Origin of the sequence: Mycolicibacter kumamotonensis (assembly GCF_002086285.1) — a bacterium.
GTDB lineage: Bacteria > Actinomycetota > Actinomycetes > Mycobacteriales > Mycobacteriaceae > Mycobacterium > Mycobacterium kumamotonense.
Genome location: NZ_MVHU01000054.1, coordinates 1 through 21,283 on the forward strand (window position 1 = coordinate 1; position 21,283 = coordinate 21,283).

Annotated in this window: 22 protein-coding genes and 1 pseudogene; 3 read left to right on the plus strand and 20 right to left on the minus strand. The window is 69.2% G+C overall.

What is annotated here, in order from left to right; genetic code table 11:
• Window positions 1-6: 6 nt before the first annotated feature.
• From BST28_RS25320 to BST28_RS21585, 4 genes are read right to left on the minus strand one after another with little or no spacing between them, the layout of a single operon-like run.
• Window positions 7-135: a hypothetical protein gene (locus BST28_RS25320; protein ID WP_420093454.1), complete on the minus strand. Its 129-nt coding sequence runs from the start codon at window positions 133-135 to the stop codon at window positions 7-9.
• Window positions 136-166: 31 nt separating this feature from the next.
• Window positions 167-715, minus strand: coding sequence for a transcription antitermination factor NusB (gene nusB, locus BST28_RS21575; protein ID WP_065289486.1), 549 nt, complete (start codon window positions 713-715; stop codon window positions 167-169).
• A 2-nt stretch (window positions 716-717) separates the two neighbouring features.
• Window positions 718-1,281 (minus strand): elongation factor P, encoded by a 564-nt coding sequence (efp, locus tag BST28_RS21580; RefSeq protein WP_019736398.1) that lies wholly within the window; start codon window positions 1,279-1,281, stop codon window positions 718-720.
• Between the two features lie 14 nt (window positions 1,282-1,295).
• A complete protein-coding gene (locus tag BST28_RS21585; protein WP_083083014.1) occupies window positions 1,296-2,432 on the minus strand; it encodes an aminopeptidase P family protein in 1,137 nt (378 codons plus the stop codon).
• 33 nt (window positions 2,433-2,465) lie between these two features.
• Between BST28_RS21585 and BST28_RS21590 the strand changes: the two genes are divergently transcribed.
• On the plus strand, window positions 2,466-3,143 hold the full coding sequence (locus BST28_RS21590) for a B-4DMT family transporter (protein WP_065289484.1): 678 nt from the start codon (window positions 2,466-2,468) through the stop codon (window positions 3,141-3,143).
• Here the strand turns inward: BST28_RS21590 and aroQ are convergent.
• The 14 genes and pseudogenes from aroQ to BST28_RS21660 form a co-directional block, all read right to left on the minus strand.
• Entirely contained in the window at window positions 3,119-3,553 is a 435-nt protein-coding gene (gene aroQ, locus BST28_RS21595) for a type II 3-dehydroquinate dehydratase (protein WP_065289483.1), read from the minus strand. The two genes, BST28_RS21590 and aroQ, sit on opposite strands and share 25 nt — an antisense overlap.
• A complete protein-coding gene (gene aroB, locus BST28_RS21600) occupies window positions 3,550-4,647 on the minus strand; it encodes a 3-dehydroquinate synthase (RefSeq protein ID WP_065289489.1) in 1,098 nt (365 codons plus the stop codon). The genes aroQ and aroB overlap by 4 nt, the downstream gene beginning before the upstream one ends.
• 98 nt (window positions 4,648-4,745) lie before the next feature.
• Window positions 4,746-5,270 (minus strand): annotated as a pseudogene (locus BST28_RS21605) (shikimate kinase); the annotation flags it as partial.
• Between the two features lie 3 nt (window positions 5,271-5,273).
• Window positions 5,274-6,500 (minus strand): chorismate synthase, encoded by a 1,227-nt coding sequence (gene aroC, locus BST28_RS21610; protein WP_170306758.1) that lies wholly within the window; start codon window positions 6,498-6,500, stop codon window positions 5,274-5,276.
• 113 nt (window positions 6,501-6,613) lie between these two features.
• Complete coding sequence (locus BST28_RS21615; RefSeq protein WP_234808370.1) at window positions 6,614-7,018, minus strand: hypothetical protein; 405 nt, start codon at window positions 7,016-7,018, stop codon at window positions 6,614-6,616.
• A gap of 178 nt (window positions 7,019-7,196) precedes the next feature.
• The gene (locus BST28_RS21620) at window positions 7,197-7,616 is read right to left on the minus strand and encodes a prepilin peptidase (protein ID WP_065289480.1); all 420 of its coding nucleotides are present in this window, start codon (window positions 7,614-7,616) and stop codon (window positions 7,197-7,199) included.
• A gap of 10 nt (window positions 7,617-7,626) precedes the next feature.
• Entirely contained in the window at window positions 7,627-8,457 is an 831-nt protein-coding gene (locus tag BST28_RS21625; RefSeq protein WP_019737993.1) for a shikimate dehydrogenase, read from the minus strand.
• Complete coding sequence (locus tag BST28_RS21630; protein ID WP_083083016.1) at window positions 8,435-9,688, minus strand: endolytic transglycosylase MltG; 1,254 nt, start codon at window positions 9,686-9,688, stop codon at window positions 8,435-8,437. The genes BST28_RS21625 and BST28_RS21630 overlap by 23 nt, the downstream gene beginning before the upstream one ends.
• On the minus strand, window positions 9,681-10,214 hold the full coding sequence (gene ruvX, locus BST28_RS21635; protein WP_065289477.1) for a Holliday junction resolvase RuvX: 534 nt from the start codon (window positions 10,212-10,214) through the stop codon (window positions 9,681-9,683). The genes BST28_RS21630 and ruvX overlap by 8 nt, the downstream gene beginning before the upstream one ends.
• Window positions 10,211-12,901 carry an alanine--tRNA ligase gene (gene alaS / locus BST28_RS21640; RefSeq protein ID WP_065289476.1) on the minus strand — a complete coding sequence of 897 codons (2,691 nt, stop codon included), beginning with the start codon at window positions 12,899-12,901 and terminating at the stop codon, window positions 10,211-10,213. The genes ruvX and alaS overlap by 4 nt, the downstream gene beginning before the upstream one ends.
• 97 nt (window positions 12,902-12,998) lie before the next feature.
• Window positions 12,999-13,403, minus strand: a complete 405-nt coding sequence (locus tag BST28_RS21645) for a secondary thiamine-phosphate synthase enzyme YjbQ (RefSeq protein WP_065289475.1) — start codon at window positions 13,401-13,403, stop codon at window positions 12,999-13,001.
• Window positions 13,404-13,541: 138 nt separating this feature from the next.
• Window positions 13,542-14,900 carry a replication-associated recombination protein A gene (locus BST28_RS21650; protein WP_205634648.1) on the minus strand — a complete coding sequence of 453 codons (1,359 nt, stop codon included), beginning with the start codon at window positions 14,898-14,900 and terminating at the stop codon, window positions 13,542-13,544.
• A gap of 26 nt (window positions 14,901-14,926) precedes the next feature.
• Entirely contained in the window at window positions 14,927-16,036 is a 1,110-nt protein-coding gene (locus tag BST28_RS21655) for an NDMA-dependent alcohol dehydrogenase (protein ID WP_065289474.1), read from the minus strand.
• A 48-nt stretch (window positions 16,037-16,084) separates the two neighbouring features.
• Window positions 16,085-16,918 carry a DUF3097 domain-containing protein gene (locus tag BST28_RS21660; protein WP_065289473.1) on the minus strand — a complete coding sequence of 278 codons (834 nt, stop codon included), beginning with the start codon at window positions 16,916-16,918 and terminating at the stop codon, window positions 16,085-16,087.
• Between the two features lie 318 nt (window positions 16,919-17,236).
• Between BST28_RS21660 and BST28_RS21665 the strand changes: the two genes are divergently transcribed.
• The gene (locus BST28_RS21665; RefSeq protein WP_019737985.1) at window positions 17,237-17,665 is read left to right on the plus strand and encodes a transglycosylase family protein; all 429 of its coding nucleotides are present in this window, start codon (window positions 17,237-17,239) and stop codon (window positions 17,663-17,665) included.
• An 18-nt stretch (window positions 17,666-17,683) separates the two neighbouring features.
• Here BST28_RS21665 and BST28_RS21670 read toward each other — a convergent pair whose 3' ends face one another.
• Window positions 17,684-18,094, minus strand: a complete 411-nt coding sequence (locus tag BST28_RS21670) for a PaaI family thioesterase (protein WP_065289472.1) — start codon at window positions 18,092-18,094, stop codon at window positions 17,684-17,686.
• A 41-nt stretch (window positions 18,095-18,135) separates the two neighbouring features.
• A complete protein-coding gene (gene aspS / locus BST28_RS21675; RefSeq protein ID WP_083083018.1) occupies window positions 18,136-19,932 on the minus strand; it encodes an aspartate--tRNA ligase in 1,797 nt (598 codons plus the stop codon).
• Between the two features lie 109 nt (window positions 19,933-20,041).
• On the opposite strand from aspS, the gene BST28_RS21680 reads away from it, so the two are divergent.
• Window positions 20,042-21,130, plus strand: a complete 1,089-nt coding sequence (locus BST28_RS21680; RefSeq protein ID WP_019738459.1) for an ESX-1 system-associated protein — start codon at window positions 20,042-20,044, stop codon at window positions 21,128-21,130.
• The last annotated feature ends 153 nt before the right edge of the window (window positions 21,131-21,283 follow it).

The following is a 21,283-nucleotide window of genomic DNA, read 5'->3' on the forward strand; positions in this document are numbered from 1 at the left end:
CCACGGTCAGAAGGTGCAGAGCGCCGGCAACAACATGGCCAACACCGACGCCTCCGTCGGCTCCAGCTGGGCCTGACCAACCCGGACCCACGCGAGAATCGGCGCAGCGACCTGCTGCGCCGATTTTCGCGTCACGGGCCGCGCCGCACGTGTGCGGCAACGCCTGTTACTCCCCGGCGTCGGACTCCGGCTCGGCCGGGGCATCGGGTCCGGAACGCTGAGCCGCCTCGCGAACGGCCTGCGACGCCGCCCGCAGCTGGGGGGTCACCAGCATCACCTGGCCCAGCACGCCGTTGACGAATCCGGGCGAGTCATCGGTGGACAGCTCCTTGGCCAGCTTCACCGCCTCGTCGACGGCGACCGGCTCGGGGACGTCCTCGGCGTGCAGCAGCTCCCAGATCGCCACCCGCAGGATCGCCCGGTCGACGGCCGGCAGCCGCTCCAGCTTCCAGCCCTGCAGGTGCGAGGTGATCAGGTCGTCGATATGGGCGCTGTGTGCGGCCACCCCGTGGGCCACCGTGACGGTGTAGGGGTGCAGCGGCGCCACGTCGGGCTGCCGGCTGGCCAGCTCGGCCCGCATCGCCGCGCCCTCGGCCGGGGTCAGCCCCCGGGCCTCGGACTCGAACAGCAGATCCACCGCGCGCTTGCGGGCCAGGTGACGGCCCCGCACCGGTCGCGCGGGCCGCGCGGATTCGACGTCCCCACCGGCGGGCATGGTCAGGAGTTGACCCGTCCCAGATAGCTGCCGTCGCGGGTGTCGACCTTCAGCTTGTCTCCGGTGTTGATGAACAGCGGCACATTGATCTGGGCCCCGGTCTCCATCGTGGCCGGCTTGGTCCCCGCACTGGAGCGGTCGCCCTGCAGGCCCGGCTCGGTGTGGGTCACCTCCAGTTCGACGCTGACCGGCAGTTCCAGATACAGCGGCACCCCGTTGTGGAAGGCGATCTGCACCGGCATGCTCTCCAGCAGGTAGTTCGCCGAATCGCCGACCATCGCCTCGGGCAGCGGGTGCTGCTCGTAGTCGGCACTGTCCATGAACACGAAATCGTTGCCGTCGCGGTAGAGGAAGGTGGCGTCACGGCGGTCGACGGTGGCGGTCTCCACCTTCACGCCGGCGTTGTAGGTCTTGTCGACCACCTTGCCCGACACCACGTTCTTGAGCTTGGTGCGCACGAAAGCCGGGCCCTTGCCGGGCTTGACGTGCTGGAACTCGACGATCTGCCACAGCTGGCCGTCGATCAACAGCACCAGTCCGTTCTTGAAGTCAGCAGTTGAAGCCACGTTTTCTACGTCTCCTAGACAATGGTCAGTTCCTTGGGGAACCGAGTCAGCAATTCCGGGTGTGTCCCCGCGGGTGCGGGTGAGCCACCGCCGACCACGAGCGTGTCCTCGATGCGGACGCCGCCACGATCGGCCAGATAGACGCCGGGCTCCACGGTCACCACAGCACCGGCAAGCAGTGTACCGTCGGCCGTCGCGTTGATTCCCGGCGCTTCATGAATCCGCAGACCCACCCCGTGGCCCAGGCCGTGGCCGAAGGTCTCTCCGTAGCCGGCGTCGGCGATCAGCCGGCGTGCGGCGGCGTCGACGTCACGCAGCTTGGCACCCGGTTGCAGCGCCTCCCGGCCCGCGCGCTGCGCCGCCGCCACCACCTGGTAGATCTCGGCCTGCCAGTCGGCCGGTGGGCCGAGCACGAAGGTGCGGGTCATATCGGAGTGGTAGCCGGCCACCAACGCGCCGAAGTCGATCTTGACGAAGTCGCCGGCGGCCAGCACTGCGTCGGTCGGGCGGTGATGCGGTATCGCCGAGTTGGGGCCGGCGGCCACGATGGTCTCGAAGGAGGCGCCGTCGGCGCCGTGGTCGAGCATCAGGGACTCCAGTTCCCGGCCGACCTCGCGTTCGGTGCGGCCCGGCCGCAGCCCGCCGCGCGCCAGCAGGTCGCTCAGTGCGGCGTCGGCGGCCTCACAGGCCAACCGCAACAGGGCGACCTCACCGGCGTCCTTGACCTCCCGCAGCGCCTCCACCATTCCCGAGGCGCGAACCAGCTCGGCACCCGCGGCCACGCCGCCGGCCGCGGCCAGCGCCGCCGACAGTGTCTCGAATCCGTCCACGGTGACCACATGTCCCTCGAATCCCAGTCGGCGCACCCCGGCCGCCGCGGCCTGCGCGACCAGGTGGCTCGCCCCGGCGCGCTCGATCACGGCCCGGAGGTCGGGGGCCTGCCTGGCGGCCTGGGTGCGGTACCGGCCGTCGGTCGCCAACAGCGCGGGCCGTTCGTCGGCCCATCCCTCGGCATACACCAGCAGGGCACCGGCCGACCCGGTGAATCCGGACAGGTAACGCACGTTGACCAGGTCTGTGACCAGCATCGCGTCCAGGCCGGCCGCACCGATCGCGGCGCTCAGACGCAACCGACGGGAGGAATGTGTCACGCGGTGTGACGGTACTCGCTACGCTGAGCCCCCATGAGCAAGTGGTTTCTTCGCGGATTGGTCTTCGCAGCGGTGATGGTCGTCATCCGCCTGATCCAGGGGGTGTTGATCAACGCCTTCGAAGCGCAGGCCGGCCTGATCAGTCTGATCCTGATGATCGTGTTCGCGATCGCGGTGATGGTGTGGGCCCGCTCGGACGGCCGCGCCGACGCCAGAGCCAACCCCGACCCGGACCGGCGCGAGGACCTCGCCATGACCTGGCTTGGTGCCGGACTGGTCGCCGGTCTGGTCGGCGGCGTGGTCTCGTGGCTCATCGCCCTGGTCGACAAGGCGCTCTATGTCAGCAGCCTGTTCAACGAGCTGACCAGTTTCGCGGCCTTCACCGCGCTGCTGGTGTTCGTGCCGGCAGTCGCCGCGGTCACGCTGGGACGCCGTCGCGTCGACAAGGACTACGAGAAGATGCCGCAGCGCCACCACGGGCTGGCCGCCCACGAGGGCCCAGCCACCGATGTGTTCGCCACCGTGGGCGCCGCTCCGGTGGCCACCGAGGCCACCGCCAGCGCCCAGGCCGACGCGGACGCGACGCTGGCCGGTCCGGCCGCCGGCTTCACCACCGAGGAGTACCCGGCCGAGAACGAGGCGGCGACCACCGAGATCCCCGCGATCACCGACGACGGCGGAAAGACTCAGTCCGACGACTCGGCCAAGTAACGCAGCGCCAGCAGGTAGCCCCGCACCCCTAGGCCCACGATCACCCCGCTGGCGATCGGGCTCAGATAGGAGTGCCGCCGAAAGTCTTCGCGGGCGTGCACATTGGAGATGTGCAGTTCGATCAACGGCGCGCTGAGCTCGGCGCAGGCATCGCGCAGGGCCACCGAGGTGTGGGTCAGGCCACCGGCGTTGAGGATCACCGGTTCGGCGGCGTCGGCCGCGGAATGAATCCACTCCAGCAGCTGCGCTTCGCTGTCGCTTTGGCGCACCACGACGTCGACACCCAGCGCGGCCGCCTCGGCCTCGATCAGCGTCTGCAGGTCCGCGTAGGTGGTGTCGCCGTAGACGTCCGGCTCGCGCAGGCCCAGCCGCCCCAGGTTGGGACCGTTGATGACGTTGATCCGGTTCACCGTCGCTCCAATCGGAAGCGCCGGCCGACCTCGTCGTAGGCGGCGGCCAGCAGCATCGGGTCAGGTCCTTCCAGCCGGCCCGGCTTGGCCAGACCGTCGAGCACCACGAACCGCAGCACACCGGCGCGATTCTTCTTGTCCCCCATCATGTATTCCAGCAGCGCCGGCAGGGCGCTCTCGTAGTAGCTCACCGGCAGGCCCAGCGACAGTAGGATCGAACGGTGCCGGTCGGCGGTCTCGTCGTCCAGGCGCCCGGTGACACGGGCGAGCTCGGCGGCGAAGACCAGCCCGACCGACACCGCGTCGCCGTGCCGCCACTGGTAGTGCTCCAGCGCCTCGATCGCATGCGCGAGAGTGTGGCCGTAGTTGAGGATTTCACGCAGACCCGACTCCCGCTCGTCGGCGGCGACGACCTCGGCCTTGACGGCGATGGAGCGCCGGATCAACTCCCCCAAGACCTCACCGGTCGGGTCCATCGCGGCTTGCGGATCGGCTTCGATCAGGTCCAGGATCACCGGATCGGCGATGAAGCCGGCCTTGACGATCTCGGGCATGCCGGCGACGATCTCGCGCTGCGGCAGCGTCTCCAGGGTGGCCAGATCGACGACGACGGCCGTCGGCTGATGGAACGCACCGACCAGGTTCTTGCCTGCTTCGGTGTTGATGCCGGTCTTGCCCCCGATCGCGGCGTCGACCATCGCCAGCAGCGTGGTCGGCACGTGCACGATCGAGATACCGCGCAGCCAGGTGGCCGCCGCGAAGCCTGCCACGTCGGTGGCAGCGCCCCCGCCGAGACTGACCAGGGCGTCGCGACGGTCCAGGCCGATGCGACCGAGCACATCCCAGATGAAGCCCAGCACCTGCAGCGACTTGCCGTCCTCGGCGTCCGGGATCTCGATACGGTGAGCTTCGATCCCCTTGCCGGACAAATACTCTCGGATTCCTTCGGCGGTTGCTTCCAAGGTCGGCTGGTGCAGGATCGCCACCTTGTTGCGTCCGGCGAGCAGATCGGCGAGATCACCGAGCAGGCCTTTGCCGATCACCACCGGGTACGGCGGATCGGTGGCCACCGTCACGGTGATCGGCTCGGGAATCTCGGTCACTTGCGTCCTCCGGTCTGTCGTGCGGCCAGCGTGGCGGGGGTGGGCGGTGAGCCGGCGGGTGCCGGCGCGGTCGGCGGCTGTGCACGGTCGGCCCCGTCACTCGGCGCGCCGGCCTCCAGCCGAGACACGATATAGCGCACCACCGCTCCCGGGTTTCGCCGGTTAGTGTTGACCCGGATGGTCGCCAGACGCCGGTAGAGCGGCACCCGCTGGGCCATCAGCTCACGGAACTTCTCGGCCCGGCCCGGCCCGGCCAGCAGCGGCCGTACGGTGCTGCCGCCGGTGCGCCGCACCCCTTCGGCGGCGCTGATCTCCAGGAACACCACGGTATGGCCGGCCAGTGCGTCGCGGACCCCGGGGCTGGTGACCGCTCCCCCGCCCAATGACAGCACGCCGTCGTGTTCGGCCAGCGCCGCTCGCACCACTTCCTCCTCGATGCGGCGGAACTCCTGCTCACCGTCGTTCGCGAAGATGTCGGCGATGCTACGGCCGGTGCGGGCCTCGATGGCGGCGTCGGTGTCGAGCATTTCGACGCCCAGCGCCTTGGCCAGGCGCCTTCCGATGGTGGACTTGCCGGCCCCGGGCAACCCCACCAGTACCGCTCTGGGCGCCATGGTCTACCCCGATGCCCGCGCCTGGCCGCCCGCTGGGCCGCGCTCGGCCACCGCACGCCGGTATGCGTCGATGTTGCGCCGGGTTTCGGTCAGCGAATCACCGCCGAACTTCTGCAGCGCCGCACGGGCCACCACCAACGCCACCATGGCCTCGGCGACCACTCCCGCGGCCGGGACGGCGCACACGTCGGAACGCTGGTGGATCGCGACCGCCTCGTCACCGGTGGCCATGTCGACGGTGGCCAGGGCCCGCGGCACGGTGGAGATCGGCTTCATCGCGGCGCGCACCCGCAGCGGCAGGCCGTTGGTCATTCCGCCTTCCAGCCCGCCGGCCCGGTTGGTGGAGCGCACCACGCCGTCGGGGCCCGGGTACATCTCGTCGTGGGCTGCGCTGCCACGCCGGCGCGCGGTGGTGAATCCGTCGCCGATCTCGACCCCCTTGATCGCCTGGATGCCCATCACCGCGGCCGCCAGCTGACTGTCCAGCCTCTCCTCGCCGCTGATGAAGGACCCCAACCCGATCGGCAGGCCCGAGACGACCACTTCCACCACCCCGCCCAGGGTGTCGCCGTCGGCCTTGGCCGCCTCGATCTCGGCGATCATGGCTTCTTGGGCCTTCTGGTCATACGCCCGGACCGGGCTTGCGTCGATGGCGGCCAGGTCCTCGGGCTGCGGCACCGGACCGTCGTAGGGCTCGGAGGCCCCGATCGAGATCACGTGGGAGATCACCTGCACGCCCAGGGCCTGCTGCAGAAACGCCCGGGCGATGGTGCCCGCGGTGACCCGTGCGGCCGTCTCCCGGGCGCTGGCCCGCTCCAGCACCGGGCGGGCATCGTCGAACCCGTATTTGAGCATGCCGGCGTAGTCGGCGTGACCGGGCCGGGGGCGGGTCAACGGCGCGTTGCGGGCCCCGCCTTCGGCGTCGAGGACGTCAGGATCCACCGGATCGGTGGACATCACCGTCTCCCACTTGGGCCATTCGGTGTTGCCGATCTCGACCGCGATCGGGCCGCCCAGCGTGACACCGTGGCGCACCCCGGACAACACCGTGACGGCGTCAGCCTCGAACTTCATCCGGGCGCCACGACCGTAGCCCAGGCGACGGCGGGCGAGTTGGGCCGCGATATCAGCCGAGGTGACGCCTACTCCGGCGACCATGCCCTCGACCACGGCGACCAGCGCGCGACCGTGCGATTCCCCGGCGGTTATCCAACGCAACACGTGTCCCATCTTCCCATGCCGGTCTTGGGAGCCCGGGCTTGGAGGACTTTACGGTTCAGCACACAGAAGGCTCAGCACAGCCAGAACCCCGGAATCGATCCGGCCCGCCACCCGCTGGGGGCTCAGGAGCCGTTTTTGAGGATCAGATAGGTGACGGCGTCGGGCCCGTTGCTGGGCGAGGTCACCGCGTTGAGTTGACTGCCCGCATTGCCGACGATGCCGTCCAGGATCCGGTCGAAGTCCTCGGCGGAGGTCTGGGGGTCGATCAACACCAGCGGGGATTCGCCGGGCGCGACCGCCGTACTCGGATCCAGCAGGTACCCGCCGAATGCATCGGCATTTCCTGCCGAGGTCTGCGCGAACAGGTCCAGCCACTGCACAGTGGCGTCGGTGCCCTCGGCGTTGGACAGCGTCACGGCCGGGACCTGCACGTCGGGCAGGGACGGCGATGCCATGTTGGTGGCCAGCACGGCGCCGCCCACGACGACCGCAGCAGCGAGTACGCCCCCGATAACAGCTCGCTTCACGGTCACCCCCTTTTGGCCACACCCCGGTAAGCAGATCAATGCTGCATCAATACCGCGATATTAACTAATAGCGGGCTGAGTGGCAAACGTTCCCTGTCAAGGCTAACCACGGCGTTAATTTGTGTTCGCTCCCGGCGACGCCGCCAGTGACCTCCACAATTGGCTCAACACCGCATCCTCAGAACATTCCCAGACCCGCCGCCACCGCGCTGGCCAGGCACATCGACGGCCCGTGCGGAACGGTCGGTCCCCGGCGCGCCAGCGTGGCGATCACCCCCCACACCCCGGTCAGCAACGGTGCGCACAGCGCCGCCAGCAACCACACGTCGACGCCGAAGGAACCGGTCAGTGCGCCCAGCCCGGCGGCGAGTTTGACATCGCCGGCACCCAACCCGGCCGGTGCGATCAGATGCACGGCCAGATAAACCGCGGTGAGCGCCGCAGCTCCGGCCAGCGCCGCCGTCCCCCGCCCGGCCCCGGCCGCGACGGCCGGCACCACCGCCACCGCGGGCAGCGTCAGCCAGTTCGGCAGCCGGCGCTGACGGATGTCGTAGCCGCTCAGCAGTGCCAGCCACGCCACGACCAGGACCGCTGCCATGGCGTCATGCTCAGGCCGGGTCGCTGATCGCGCAAGTCATCGCCGCACGCGGTGCGGGCCGGCCGGTGAAGAGCTCGACTTGGGTGAACGCCTGGTGCAGCAGCATCTGCAGGCCGCTGACCACCGTCCCGCCCGCCGCGGTGACCGCCGCCGCCAGCGGCGTCGGCCACGGGTCATAGATCGCGTCCAGCAGCACCGGCACCCCGGCCAGCACCGGCGCGTAGCGGGCCGCGACGTCGGCCGGCAGGGTGCTGACAGTCACCGATGCGGAGGCGGCCGCCTCGCCCAGCGCGGTGTCGTCGAGTGCGCAATAGCGGGCCGGCACACCGACGTCGGTCGCCAGCGCCACCACCCGGGCGGCAGCATCGGGGTTGCGCGCGGCCACCGTGATGCGGCTGATCTCGAGTTCGGTCAGCGCCACCACCGCGGCCGGAGCGGTGCCACCCGACCCCAGCACGATCGCCTCTCCCGACACCGCGCCGACCGATCCCAGCGCCCCGCGCACCCCGTCGACGTCGGTGTTGTCGGCCAGCCAGCCGGTCTCGGTGCGTACCAGGGTGTTGGCCGAGCCGATCCGCTCGGCGCGCGATGTCCGCTCGTCGGCGACGGCGAGCGCGGCGAATTTGCCCGGCATGGTGACCGACACGCCCACCCACTCCGGCCCCAACCCGGCGACCAGCGCCGGCAACTGCTCGGCGTCGCACTCGATGCGGTCATAGGTCCATCCCCGCAGGCCCAGGGCCCGGTAGGCCGCCAGGTGCAGTTGCGGTGAGCGGGAATGCGCGATCGGCGAGCCGAGCACAGCCGCCTTACGCGGCTCAGCGGGCGCTGTCGAGGACACCGTTGTCCAGGGCCATCTCGATGTTGTTCAGGTGCTGCTGATAGCTGTGGGTGAACAAGGTGGTGCCGTCCTTGTCGATCGTCACGAAATACAGCCAGTCACCCGGCTCGGGGTTCTCCGCGGCCCGCAGGGCTTCGGATCCCGGCGAACAGATCGGGGTGGCCGGCAGACCGTCGGAGGCGTAGGTGTTCCACGGCGTCACCTTGGCCCGGTCGGCGTCGGTGGTGGCCACCTCCTGGCGGTCCAGCGGGTAGTTGACCGTCGAGTCGAACTCCAGGCGCTGGGGTTCGTTGAGCCGGTTGTCGATGACACGGGCCACCTTGGTGAAGTCGTGCGGGAGGGCCTCGCGCTGTACCAGCGACGCCACGATCAACAGCTCATAGGGCGTCATGCCCAGCTGCTCGGCGGTGGCCGGCAGGCCGGACTTCGTCAACTGCGCGGTGCTCTGGCCGATCACCTTCGCCAGGACGACCGGCGCCGGCGCGGTCGGGTCGACGTTCCAGGTGCCCGCCGTGATCAGCCCCTCGATGCGACGGTGGTCCCCGCCCAACTTGCTGACCGGCCCGAGGGCCCAGTCCGGCACCGACAGCGCCTGCGGGGTCCCCGTCGCGGCGGCGCGCCGCAGGTCCTGCGTGGTGAGGCAGCGCCGATCGCCGTTGAGGTCCAGGCAGCTGGCCTCCGCGATCAGGGTGAACACCCCCGGGGTCACGGCGTTGGTCTTCATGTCGGTGGTGTCGTCGAGTTGACGGCCTTCCGGGATCACCAGTTTGCCCACCCGGTTCTGCGGGTCGCTGAGCTCTTGTACCGCAGTGGCGGCCGGGATCTCGGTCCGCAACCGGTAGAAGCCGGGCTGGATCATCGCGATGGCGGCGTTACCCTGCGCGGCGTCGAGGAAGGTGCCGACGTTGGCGATCACCCCGGCGCCCAGCATGGTTTCAGCGATGGCGGTGGTGAAGTCGCCCTCGCGCACCTCGATCAGCACCTGCTGGCCGCCCTCACCGGTGTAGTCGACGACGGGGCCGCGGGAGTGCCACAGCTTGGAGCCGAGGAACACCGCGGCGATCACCACCATGGTGACCAGCACGACACCCAATCCGCCGATCACGCGCCGGTGCCGATGGCGCCGGCGTAGCCGCCGGTCCTCGTGGGCCCGCTGGGTCCGGCTCAACCGGCGGCCCGGCGGGCCTACCGCCACAGGTTTGGCTTTCGTGGCGGGTTCGTCGTCAGACATCGTTGTCCCCCGTCGGCGCTGCCGGGGCCGCGGTGCCCGAGCCCCGGCGCTGGTCGAGCCAGCTCTGCAAGATCGTCACCGCGGCAGCCTGGTCGATCACCGAGCGCTGCCGTTTGGAACGCACCCCGGCCGCCTGCAGGGCCCGTGCTGCGCTGACGGTGCTCAGGCGCTCGTCGGCCAGCCGCACCGGCACCGGGCGATCCCGCTTGGCCAGCGCCCGGGCCAGGTCGTCGGCCACCGCGATGGCGTCCTGAGCGGCCGCCCCGGCCCGGTCGGCCAGGGTCCGGGGCAGCCCGACCACCACCTCGACCACATCGAATTCGCCGACCAGCTCGGCCAGCCGGCGCAGGTGCGACCCGGAGACATGCCGGCGGACCGTCTCCACCGGGGTCGCCAGCAGGCCGTCGGGGTCGCTGCACGACACCCCGATCCGCACACTGCCCACATCCACCCCGAGCCGGCGTCCGCGGCCGGGATCTTCCGGCCCGCCGGGGCGGTCCGGGGTGCGATGATGCGGGAAGGTCACGCCGGCGCGCTCCGGGCGACCGCCGAGCGGACCGCCGACAGTGCGGCGTCGATGCCCGCCGGATCCTTGCCCGAGCCCTGCGCCAGGTCGGCCTTGCCGCCGCCGCGGCCGGCCACCGCCGCCGCCAGATCTTTGACCAGGTCGTCGGCGCGGAGCCCGAGTTCCTGTGCGGCGCTGTTGGTGGCGACCACATAGGGCACGCTGCCGTCGCCCTCGGCGATCAGCGCCACCACCGCCGGTCCCTCGCCGAGTTTGCCGCGGATGTCGCCGGCCAGGGAACGCAGGTCGCCACCGCCGATACCACCGGACATCCGCTGCGCCACCAAGCGCACGTTACCGACTTGTTCGGCGCCGGTGGCGGCATTTGACGCGGCCGCGCGTGCGCCGGCCAGCCGGACGCGGTCGAGTTCCTTCTCCGCCGCCCGCAGTCGCTCCACCAGGTTTGCTACCCGGGCGGGCACCTCCTCGGACGGCACCTTGAGTGAGGATGCCAGGCCGGCCATCAGCGCCCGTTCCTTGGCCAGGTGGCGGAACGAGTCCAGCCCGACGTAGGCCTCCACTCGGCGTACTCCCGATCCGACCGACGATTCGCCGAGCAGCGTCACCGGACCGATCTGCGCCGAGTTGTGCACGTGGGTGCCACCGCACAACTCCAGCGAGAACGGTCCGCCGATCTCGACCACCCGCACCCGATCGGGGTATTTCTCGCCGAACATCGCCATCGCGCCCATGGCCTTGGCCTTCTCGAGGTCCTCGGTGAAGGTGTGCACCTCGAAGTCGGCCTGCACCGCCTCGTTGGTCACCTCTTCGACTTGGCGGCGCTGCTCGTCGCTCAGTGGACCCTGCCAGTTGAAGTCGAACCGCAGATAGCCCGGCCGATTCAGCGACCCGGCCTGAACGGCGTTGGGCCCCAACACCTGCCGCAGCGCGGCGTGCACCATGTGGGTGCCGGAGTGGCCCTGGGTGGCGCCCTTGCGCCAGCCCGGATCCACCGCGGCGACGACGGTGTCGCCCTCGACGAATTCCCCCGACTCCACGGTGACCCGATGCACCCACAGTGTTTGGGCGATCTTCTGGACGTCGGTGACCGCGGCTTTGGCAGGTCCGGCGCTGATGGTGCCGGCGTCGGCGATCTGCCCGCCCGCTTCGGCGTACAGCGGGGTCCGGTCCAGCACCAGTTCGACGCGATCAGGCGGGCCGCCGTCCTTGTCGTGGGCGACCACCGGGACCCGCTTGCCGTCCACGAAGATCCCGAGAATCCTTGCCTCGGAGCTCAGCTCGTCGAATCCGGTGAACACGGTGGGACCGGCGTCGATCAGCTCGCGGTAGGCGCTCAAGTCGGCATGGGCGTGTTTGCGCGCGGCGGCGTCGGCCTTTGCGCGCTGGCGCTGTTCGGCCATCAGGGCACGGAACCCGGTCTCGTCGACCTGCAGGCCGGCCTCCGAGGCCATCTCCAGCGTGAGTTCGATCGGGAAGCCGTAGGTGTCGTGCAGGGTGAAGGCGTCCTTGCCGGACAGCACGGTGACACCGGCGGACTTGGTGGCCGCCGCGGCTTCGTCGAACAGCTTCGAACCGGAGGCCAGCGTGCGGTTGAAGGCGGTCTCCTCGGCCACGGCGATCCTGGCGATCCGGTCGAAGTCGGTGACCAGTTCCGGATACGACGGGCCCATCGCGTCGCGCACGGTGGCCATCAGCTCACCGACGATGGGGCCCTCGATGCCCAGCAGCTTGGCCGAGCGGATCACCCGGCGCAGCAGCCGGCGCAGCACGTAGCCGCGGCCGTCGTTGCCGGGGCTGACCCCGTCGCCGATCAGGATCGCCGCGGTGCGGGAGTGGTCGGCGATGATCCGGTAGCGCACGTCGTCGGCGTGGTTGCCGGTGTCATAGCCGCGCGGCGCCCGCGCTTCCACCACGTCGATGACCGGCCGCAGCAAGTCGGTTTCATAGACGTTGTGCACGCCCTGCAGCAGAAACGCGACCCGCTCGATGCCCATCCCGGTGTCGATGTTCTTGCGTGGCAACGGCCCCAGGATCTCGAAGTCCTCCTTGGAGGTGCCTTCGCCGCGTTCGTTCTCCATGAACACGAGGTTCCAGATCTCGATGTAGCGGTCCTCATTGGCGATCGGGCCGCCGTCGACCCCGAATTCCGGGCCACGGTCGAAGTAGATCTCCGATGACGGCCCGCACGGTCCGGGGATGCCCATCGACCAGTAGTTGTCGGCCATCCCGCGGCGCTGGATCCGCTCTGCCGGCAATCCGGCGATCTCCTGCCACAACGCGATGGCCTCGTCGTCGTCGAGGTACACGGTGGCCCAGATCCGTTCCGGGTCCAGCCCGTAGCCGCCCTCGTCGACGCTGCCCGTCAGCAGCGTCCAGGCCAGTTCGATCGCGCCGCGCTTGAAGTAGTCGCCGAACGAGAAGTTGCCGGCCATCTGAAAGAAGGTGTTGTGCCGGGTGGTGATGCCCACCTCGTCGATGTCGGGGGTGCGGATGCACTTCTGGATGCTGGTGGCCGTGGCATACGGCGGCGTGCGCTGGCCTAGGAAGTACGGCACGAACTGCACCATGCCGGCGTTGACGAACAACAGATTCGGGTCGTCGAGGATCACCGAAGCACTGGGCACCTCGGTGTGGCCCGCCTTCACGAAGTGATCGAGGAAGCGTTTCCTGATCTCGTGTGTCTGCACTCTAAAGTCGCTTTCCCGCCGTTATCCCACTAATAGACGGCCCTACAGTACCGGTCTGCCGATCGCCGTCTTGACCCCAAGAGGCTGCGGCCGATGTTCAGGCGCTGTCGACGAAACTCAACCGCACCGACCGGCGCGGGTTGTCCCGGTTGAGGTCGACCAGCACCACGGACTGCCAGGTTCCCAGCAACGGTTCGCCGCCGGCCACCGGCACCGTGATGGACGGCGCCACGATCGCCGGCAGCACGTGATCGGCACCATGCCCCGGCGAGCCGTGGGTGTGCCGGTAGCGGTCGTCGCGCGGCAGCAGTCGCTCCAGGGTGTCGACCAGGTCGGCGTCCGAACCGGCGCCGGTCTCGATGATCGCCACCCCGGCCGTCGCATGGGGCACGAACACGTTGCACAATCCGTCGCCGTGCCCGGCGCAGAACGCCCGCACCTGCGCGGTGAGGTCGACGGTACGACGCCGGGCCGTGTCGACGTCGAGTACTTCGGTGTTCATCGCCACCAGCCTACGGGCGCCTCCCCCCGCGAGCAGACACTGAATCGCACGATGTGCGCGGTTCGCGTGCGATTCTGCGACTGCTCGCGGCGGCGGGCCGGCCAGGACGGGAACGTGCTCGCCGGCGTGCCCGGTGAGCTAGCGGCGACGGATGATGGCGCGCAGCTTCTGCAGGCGCCCGCCGATCTCGCGTTCGGCGCCCCGGACGGTGGGCTGGTAATAGTCGACACCGACCAGCTCGTCGGGTGGATATTGTTGTGGCACAACACCGTCTGGATGATCGTGGGCGTACCGGTAGCCGACTGCGTTGCCCAGCGCCTGCGCCCCCGAGTAGTGGCCGTCGCGCAGGTGCGCCGGTACCGCCCCGGCCTTGCCGGACCTGATGTCGTTCATCGCCGCACCCAGCGCGGTGGTCACCGCGTTGGACTTCGGCGCGGTCGCCAGGTGCACGGTGGCGTGCGCCAGGGTCAGCTGCGCCTCGGGCATGCCGATCAGTGCGACGGTCTGCGCGGCGGCGACCGCGGTCTGCAGCGCGGTCGGATCGCCCATCCCGATGTCCTCGCTGGCCAGGATCATCAGCCGGCGGGCGATGAAGCGCGGGTCCTCCCCCGCGACCAGCATCCGGGCCAGGTAGTGCAGCGCGGCGTCGACATCAGAGCCGCGCACCGACTTGATGAACGCGCTGATCACGTCGTAGTGCTGGTCGCCGTCGCGGTCGTAGCGCACCGCGGCCTGGTCCAGGGACGCCTCGACGATCTCGACGGTGACCTGTTCGCCGGCCGCCACCCCTTCCGAGGCCACTTCCAGCGCGGTCAAGGCGCGGCGGGCGTCACCGGCGGCCAGCCGGACCAGCAGGTCGACGGCATCCTGGGTCACCTCGACGCGCCCGCCCAGGCCGCGCTCGTCGTCGATAGCGCGGTGCACCACGGTGGCGATGTCCTCGGGGCCCAGCGGCCGCAGCTGCAGGATCAGCGACCGGCTCAGCAGCGGGGCCACCACCGAGAACGACGGGTTCTCGGTGGTCGCCGCCACCAGCAGCACCACTCGGTTCTCCACCGCCGCCAACAGGGCATCCTGCTGAGTCTTGGAGAACCGGTGCACCTCGTCGATGAACAGCACGGTCTGCTCGCCGTAGGCGGCGGCCCGGCGCGCGGTGTCGATCACCGCACGCACCTCCTTGACCCCGGCGCTCAGCGCCGACAGCGCCTCGAAACGCCGGCCGGTCGCGCCGGAGATCAACGAGGCCAGTGTGGTCTTTCCGGTGCCGGGCGGACCGTAAAGGATGACCGAGGCCGCCCCGGAGCCGTCCACCAACCGGCGCAGCGGGGAACCCGCACCCAGCAGGTGCTCCTGGCCGACCACCTCGTCGAGGGACACCGGGCGCATCCGCACCGCCAGCGGTGAAGAGGCGGTGGCGTCGGGCCTCGCCGAATCGCCGGGCTCGGGCGCCGGGGTGCCGGTGAGGTCGAACAGTCCGTCGGACACGCCTTCAGGCATACCACGCACCCCCGGCCCCGGTGGCGTCAGCGGTGCACGATCACCCCGCGAATGTTCTTGCCGTCGCGCAGATCCTGGTAGCCCTCGTTGACCTGTTCGAGGGTGTAGCGGCGGGTGACCAGCTCATCGAGCCTGAGCTGGCCGGCGTCGTAGAGCCGCAGCAGTCGCACGATGTCGTACTGCGGGTTCGCCCCACCGAACAGCGTGCCTTTGATCGTCTTTCCGAACAGGGCCAACATCGTGCCCGACACCTGCACGTCGATATCCTCCAGGCGGGCCATCGCCGCGATGACGACGGTACCGCCCTTGCCGACGGTGTTGACCGCCGCGGTCGTGACGGCCTCCCCAAGGTCGCCGACGGTGATCAGCGCCTGGTCGGCCATCTGCCCCCAGGTCAGCTCGGCGACCTTGGCCATCGCCTCCTCGGCGGTGGCGAACGCGTGGGTGGCGCCGAGCTTGAGCGCGGTCTCCCGCTTGAACTCCACCGGATCGACCGCCACCACATACTTGGCACCGGCGTGCGCCGCGCCCTGCACGGCGTTGATGCCCACCCCACCGATGCCGTAGACCACCACGGTGTCCCCGGCGCGCACCCCGCCGTCGTAGTTGGCCGTGGCCCAGCCGGTGGGCACGCCGCAACCGACCAGCACCGCGGTCTCCAGCGGCAGCCAGTCGTCGACCTTGACCACCGAGTGCTGCGAGACGGTCGCGCGCTCGGAGAAGGTGCCGAGCATGCAGAACCCGCCGTAATCGGTGCCGCCCGAGTGGAATCGGAAGGTGCCGTCGGGCATGCAGCCCTCCAGGATGGTGGCGCCCATGTCGCACAGGTTCTGCCGCCCGGTCGAGCAGTACCGGCAGCTGCCGCAGCTGGGGATGAAGCAGCACACCACGTGATCGCCGGGTTTGACCTTGGTGACCCCGGGGCCGACGTCCTCGATGATCCCGGAACCCTCGTGCCCGCCGACGATCGGGAACCGGTTCGGCCAGTCGCCGTCGGCCACATGCAGATCCGAATGGCACAACCCGGCGGCGGTGAACTTGATCAGGACCTCGCCCGGACCCGGACCGTCCAGGTCCAGCTCCATGATCTCGAAGGGTTGGTTGGGTGCATGCGCCACAGCGGCAATCGTTTTCATGCCTCCATCCAAGCGGTTCGGGTGACCGCGGTGGCCGATTCAGCCGAATTATTGCGTCACAAAATCGATCAGTTCCTCGACCCGGCCGATCAGCTCCGGCTCCAGATCGGTCCAGTCCCGCACCCGCCCCCGGATGCGCTGCCAGGCCGCGGCGATATCAGCCTGGTCGCCGTGCGGCAAGCCCAGCGCGGCGCAGATACCGTGCTTCCACTCCACGTTGCGCGGAATCTTCGGCCACGACTGCAATCCGAGCCGGCCCGGCTTCACCGCTTGCCAGATGTCGACGTAAGGGTGCCCGACGATCAGGGTGTGCTCTCCCCCGGGCCCGCGGCGCACCGCCTCGGCGATGCGGGTCTCCTTCGAGCCCGCGACCAGATGGTCGACCAGCACCCCGAGGCGGCGGCCCGGGCCCGGCCGGAATTCGGCGACGATACCGGCCAGGTCGTCGATGCCGCCCAGGTACTCGACGACCACGCCCTCGATGCGCAAGTCATCGCCCCACACCTGTTCGACGAGTTCGGCGTCGTGACGGCCCTCGACGTAAATCCGGCTGGCGAGTGCCACCTTGGCGCGGGCGCCGGGCACCGCCACCGAACCCGACGCGGTGCGCCCGGGCGTCGCGGATGCCGTCGGGCGCGGTTCGGTCAGGATCACCGGTTTGCCGTCGATCAGGTAGCCGGGGCCGACCGGGAATCCGCGGATTCGGCCGTTGCGGTCTTCGAGGTCCATCCGGCCGTACTCGACCCGCACCACGGCGCCGACGTAGCCGCTCTGGGCATCTTCGACCACCATGCCGCGCTGCACCGGCACCTCGACGGAGCGAACCTTGCGGGCGGTATGCGGATTGTCGGCGAGGATGTCGGTTCCATAGCGGTCGGCCACCCGAGGCAGCCTAGGGCGCTTGGGCGGCGGTGGCGTGGAAGCGGCCGCGCGCGTCGCGACACCCCGTCTCATTCACATCAGTCACATCAGCCACTTTTGTAACCGATATCGTGAAAAATATTCTTAATTTTTAAGAGATCTCTCGCAACATACGTAACAATTACAACTTGGTTAACTTCTGCCACTCAAATCTCATTTCGACCATCTAATAACAACAAACTCATTTGCATCGTTAGGTAGCCAAAACGTGCAATTTCATCATTTATCGCGTTATGCTCGTTAACCTCACTGATAGACAACTATCACGGAGGTTGTGATATGCACCGGAACACGGCACGGCGTGTCGTGCGGCACGGGAGCCGGCACCTCGCATGGGCGGCATCCGGGCTGGTCACCGGGGGGATCGTCGGAGCGCTGCTGGCCTCGGCGGGCGTCGCCCACGCCGATGCCAACATGATGGGATGGGACGCCGTCGCACAATGCGAGTCCGGCGGTAACTGGGCCGCCGATACCGGCAACGGCTTCTACGGCGGATTGCAGTTCAAGCCGTCGACCTGGCACGCGTTCGGTGGTGTCGGGTTGCCGTCGAAGGCGTCGCGGGAAGAACAGATCGCCGTCGCCAATCGGGTCCTCGACGAGCAGGGTCCGTACGCCTGGCCCAAATGCGGTCCGGGCCGGGTATTCCCGTCATCGGTGAAGGGCTGGGTGCCCCCGGCGATGCGCAGCCTGCTCAAACCGTTCTGGTGAGGCCGGCTACTTCGTCGGCTACTTCTTCGGCGCCAGCACCGCCTGGGTCTGGGTGACACGTGCGACCAGCTTGCCGCGGTCGTCGGTCAGGTCGGTCTGCACCACGATCGTCGTCCGCCCTACGTGCAGCGGAACGCTGGTCGCGGTGACGGTGCCCGCGCGCACCGCCCGGAAGAAATTGGTTTTCGATTCGATCGTCGATGTGCTGGCGCCCTGGGGCAGGTTGGCGACCGCGCACACCGCCCCGGCGGTGTCGGCGAACGCCATCAGCGCTCCCCCATGCAGCATCTCGCCGGTGGTGCAGCGTTCGGGCGCCCACCCCATCGTGGCGGTCACCTGTTGTGGGGTCAGGTCGGTGATGTCGATTTCCAGCGACGCCGCGAACGGCATGTTGGCGACGACCAGGCGCGCGAATTCAGCAGAGTCCATGGCTCGATCTTCGCCGCGAACAGACGCAGAATCGCCCGAAATCAGCCGATTTTGTGCGAGTTGGTGTCTGCTCGCGGAGGGGGGACCGCGTCGATCCCGGCTTCTTTGCGCTGCTGGGCGGTGATCGGCGCCGGGGCGTCGGTCAGCGGGTCGATGCCACCGCCGGACTTCGGGAACGCGATGACCTCGCGGATCGAGTCCACCCCGGCCAGCAGCGCCACCACCCGGTCCCAGCCGAACGCCAGCCCACCGTGCGGCGGCGCACCGAAACTGAAGGCGTCCAACAGAAATCCGAACTTTTCGGCCGCCTCGTCTTCGTTGATGCCCATCACCTTGAAGACCTGCTGCTGCACGTCGCGGCGGTGGATACGGATCGAGCCGCCGCCGATCTCGTTGCCGTTGCACACGACGTCGTACGCGTCGGCCAGCACCGCCCCCGGATCTGACTCGATACGGTCGACGTGGCCGGGCTTGGGCGAGGTGAAGGCGTGGTGCACCGCGGTCCAGGCGCCGGAGCCGACGGCGACGTCACCGGCCGCGGTGGCGTCGTCGGCGGGCTCGAACAACGGCGGGTCGACGATCCAGGTGAACGCCCAAGCGTTGGGGTCGATCAGGTCCAGGCGCCGAGCGATCTCGCCGCGGGCCGCGCCCAGCAGCCCCCGGGATGTCTTGGCCGGCCCGGCCGCAAAGAAGATGCAGTCCCCCGGGGCGGCGCCGACGTGTCCGGCCAGTCCGGCTCGTTCGGCGTCGGTGAGGTTCTTGGCCACCGGTCCGGACAGCTCGCCGTCGTCGCCGACCAATACGTAGGCCAGTCCCTTGGCGCCGCGCTGCTTGGCCCACTCCTGCCAGCCGTCGAGCGTGCGCCGCGGCTGCGATGCTCCGCCGGGCATGACGACGGCACCTACGTAGGGAGCCTGGAAGACCCGAAATGTGGTGTCGGAGAAGAACTCCGTGCATTCCACCAATTCCAGTCCGAACCGCAGGTCGGGCTTGTCGGAGCCGAACCGGCGCATGGCGTCGGCGTAGGTCATCCGAGGCAGCGGCAGCGGCAGATCGTAGCCGATCAGCGCCCACAGTGCCTTGAGCACCTGTTCGGCGATGCCGATCACGTCCTCGGCGTCGACGAAGCTCATCTCCAGGTCGAGCTGGGTGAACTCCGGCTGGCGGTCGGCGCGGAAGTCCTCGTCGCGGTAGCAGCGGGCGATCTGGTAGTAGCGCTCCATGCCAGCCACCATGAGAAGCTGCTTGAACAGTTGCGGGCTCTGCGGCAGCGCATAGAACGAGCCGGGCTGCAGTCGGGCCGGCACCAGAAAGTCGCGCGCCCCCTCCGGGGTGGAGCGCGTCAGCGTGGGGGTTTCGATCTCGACGAAGTCATGCTCGGCAAGCACCCCGCGCGCGGCCGCATTGACCTTGGACCGCAGCCGCAGCGCCGCCCCGGGACCGTCTTCGCGGCGCAGGTCGAGGTAGCGGTGTTTGAGCCGTGCCTCTTCGCCGGCCGATTCGTCGAGTTGGAACGGCAATGGCGCGGCCTCGTTGAGGACGGTCAGCTTCGTCGCGTTGACCTCGATCGCTCCGGTCGGCAGGTCCGGGTTCTCATTGCCGGCCGGGCGGACCTCGACGACGCCGGTGATCGCGACGCAGAACTCGGCGCGCAGGCGGTGGGCCTGCTGCAGCACCGCGGCATCGCGAAACACCACCTGCGCCACCCCCGATGCGTCGCGCAGGTCGATGAAGATGACACCGCCGTGGTCGCGGCGCCGAGCCACCCAGCCGGCCAGCGTGACGCTCAGCCCGGCGTCGGTGGCCCGCAATGAGCCTGCGTCGTGGCTGCGCAGCACGAATACCCCCTGGTTTGAGGACGGATCAGGTAACGGTTCGACGGTCGCCAAGTCTAGAGGCATCGCGCTGCCCTGCCCCGTGCCGGTCGGTGCTTTAAGCTGGCTCACTGTGACCAACGGCACCGATGACGTCGACTTCGACTACGACTACGAGGACGATGACGACGTCGTTGCGCCAAAGCAGACCAACAGCCTCAAATGGGGGTTGGCTGCCGTGGTGGTGCTTGCCGTGGTCGCGCTGGTATTGGTCGGGGTGGTGCTGCTCGGTGGTGACCCCGGCAAGGGTTCGTTGGCCGACGGCGGGACCTCCAGCCGCAACGCGGCCTCGGGCATCGCCAGCGCCGACGACACCGGGCCGGTGAGCATCATCATCAGCGACCCCAGTTGCGTCGCGTGGGGGTCGATCAGCGCCAACCTGTCCAGCACGCTGTCCCTGCTGGGACACGGCAAGTGGAATGAGCGCGACCAGTCGATCCCGGCCACGGCGTGGAACGACGAACAGAAGAAGGAGTACTTGGCCGCCGGGCAGGTGGTGCGCAACGCCGCCGCACAGACGGTCGGGCTGGTGAAGCTCACCCCGCACCGGGTGATGCGTGAGCTCTACGAGCAATTCATCGCCTATGCCCGCGCTTTCGTCGAGCACATCCCCACCTACACCGAACGTGACGCCCCGTTGGCCGGTACCGCCCACAGCGCGGCCTCGGCGCTGGCTGCGATCTGCGCGGCGGCCAACAACGGATCGGCGGCGACTCGCGCCCCGCTGGTGGAGGCGCAGTCCGCCCCCACCAAGACCGCCTCGCCGGGTAACCCCACCAATCCGCAGCGCTACCTGACCGGGCCCAACCCGGTCTGCGCGGATTGGAAAGCCGCGCTGGACAAGTTCGGCGCCGATACCGGCGAATGGCAGGAGATCGACCCGAGCATCCCGGCAACCTATTGGAATCCCCAGCAGAAGGCCATCAACCTGGCGGTCGGCCCGGTGATGATCAGCCTGGCCAACAAGATGCAGCAGCTGGGCCGGCGCAGCAACAACCCCACGCTGCAGGACTTCGCGGAGCTCTCCGCGCAGTACCGGCGAGCGTTCGTGCTGGCGCTGCCGACATACGATCCGTCGGACAACTATCTGGCCAACGCCGCGACGTTCCTGTCCACCACGGTGCTGGGTGGGTGTGCGTCGATCACGTCGGCCGGCGGGTAATCCTCTTCAGACCTCAAACACAAGAACCGGCGCAGCCTGCAGGCTGCGCCGGTTCTCACTTGTGTTCTGGCTTCGAGTCAGGCCCAGCTGGAGCCGACGGAGGCGTCGGTGTTGGCCATGTTGTTGCCGGCGCTCTGCACCTTCTGACCGTGG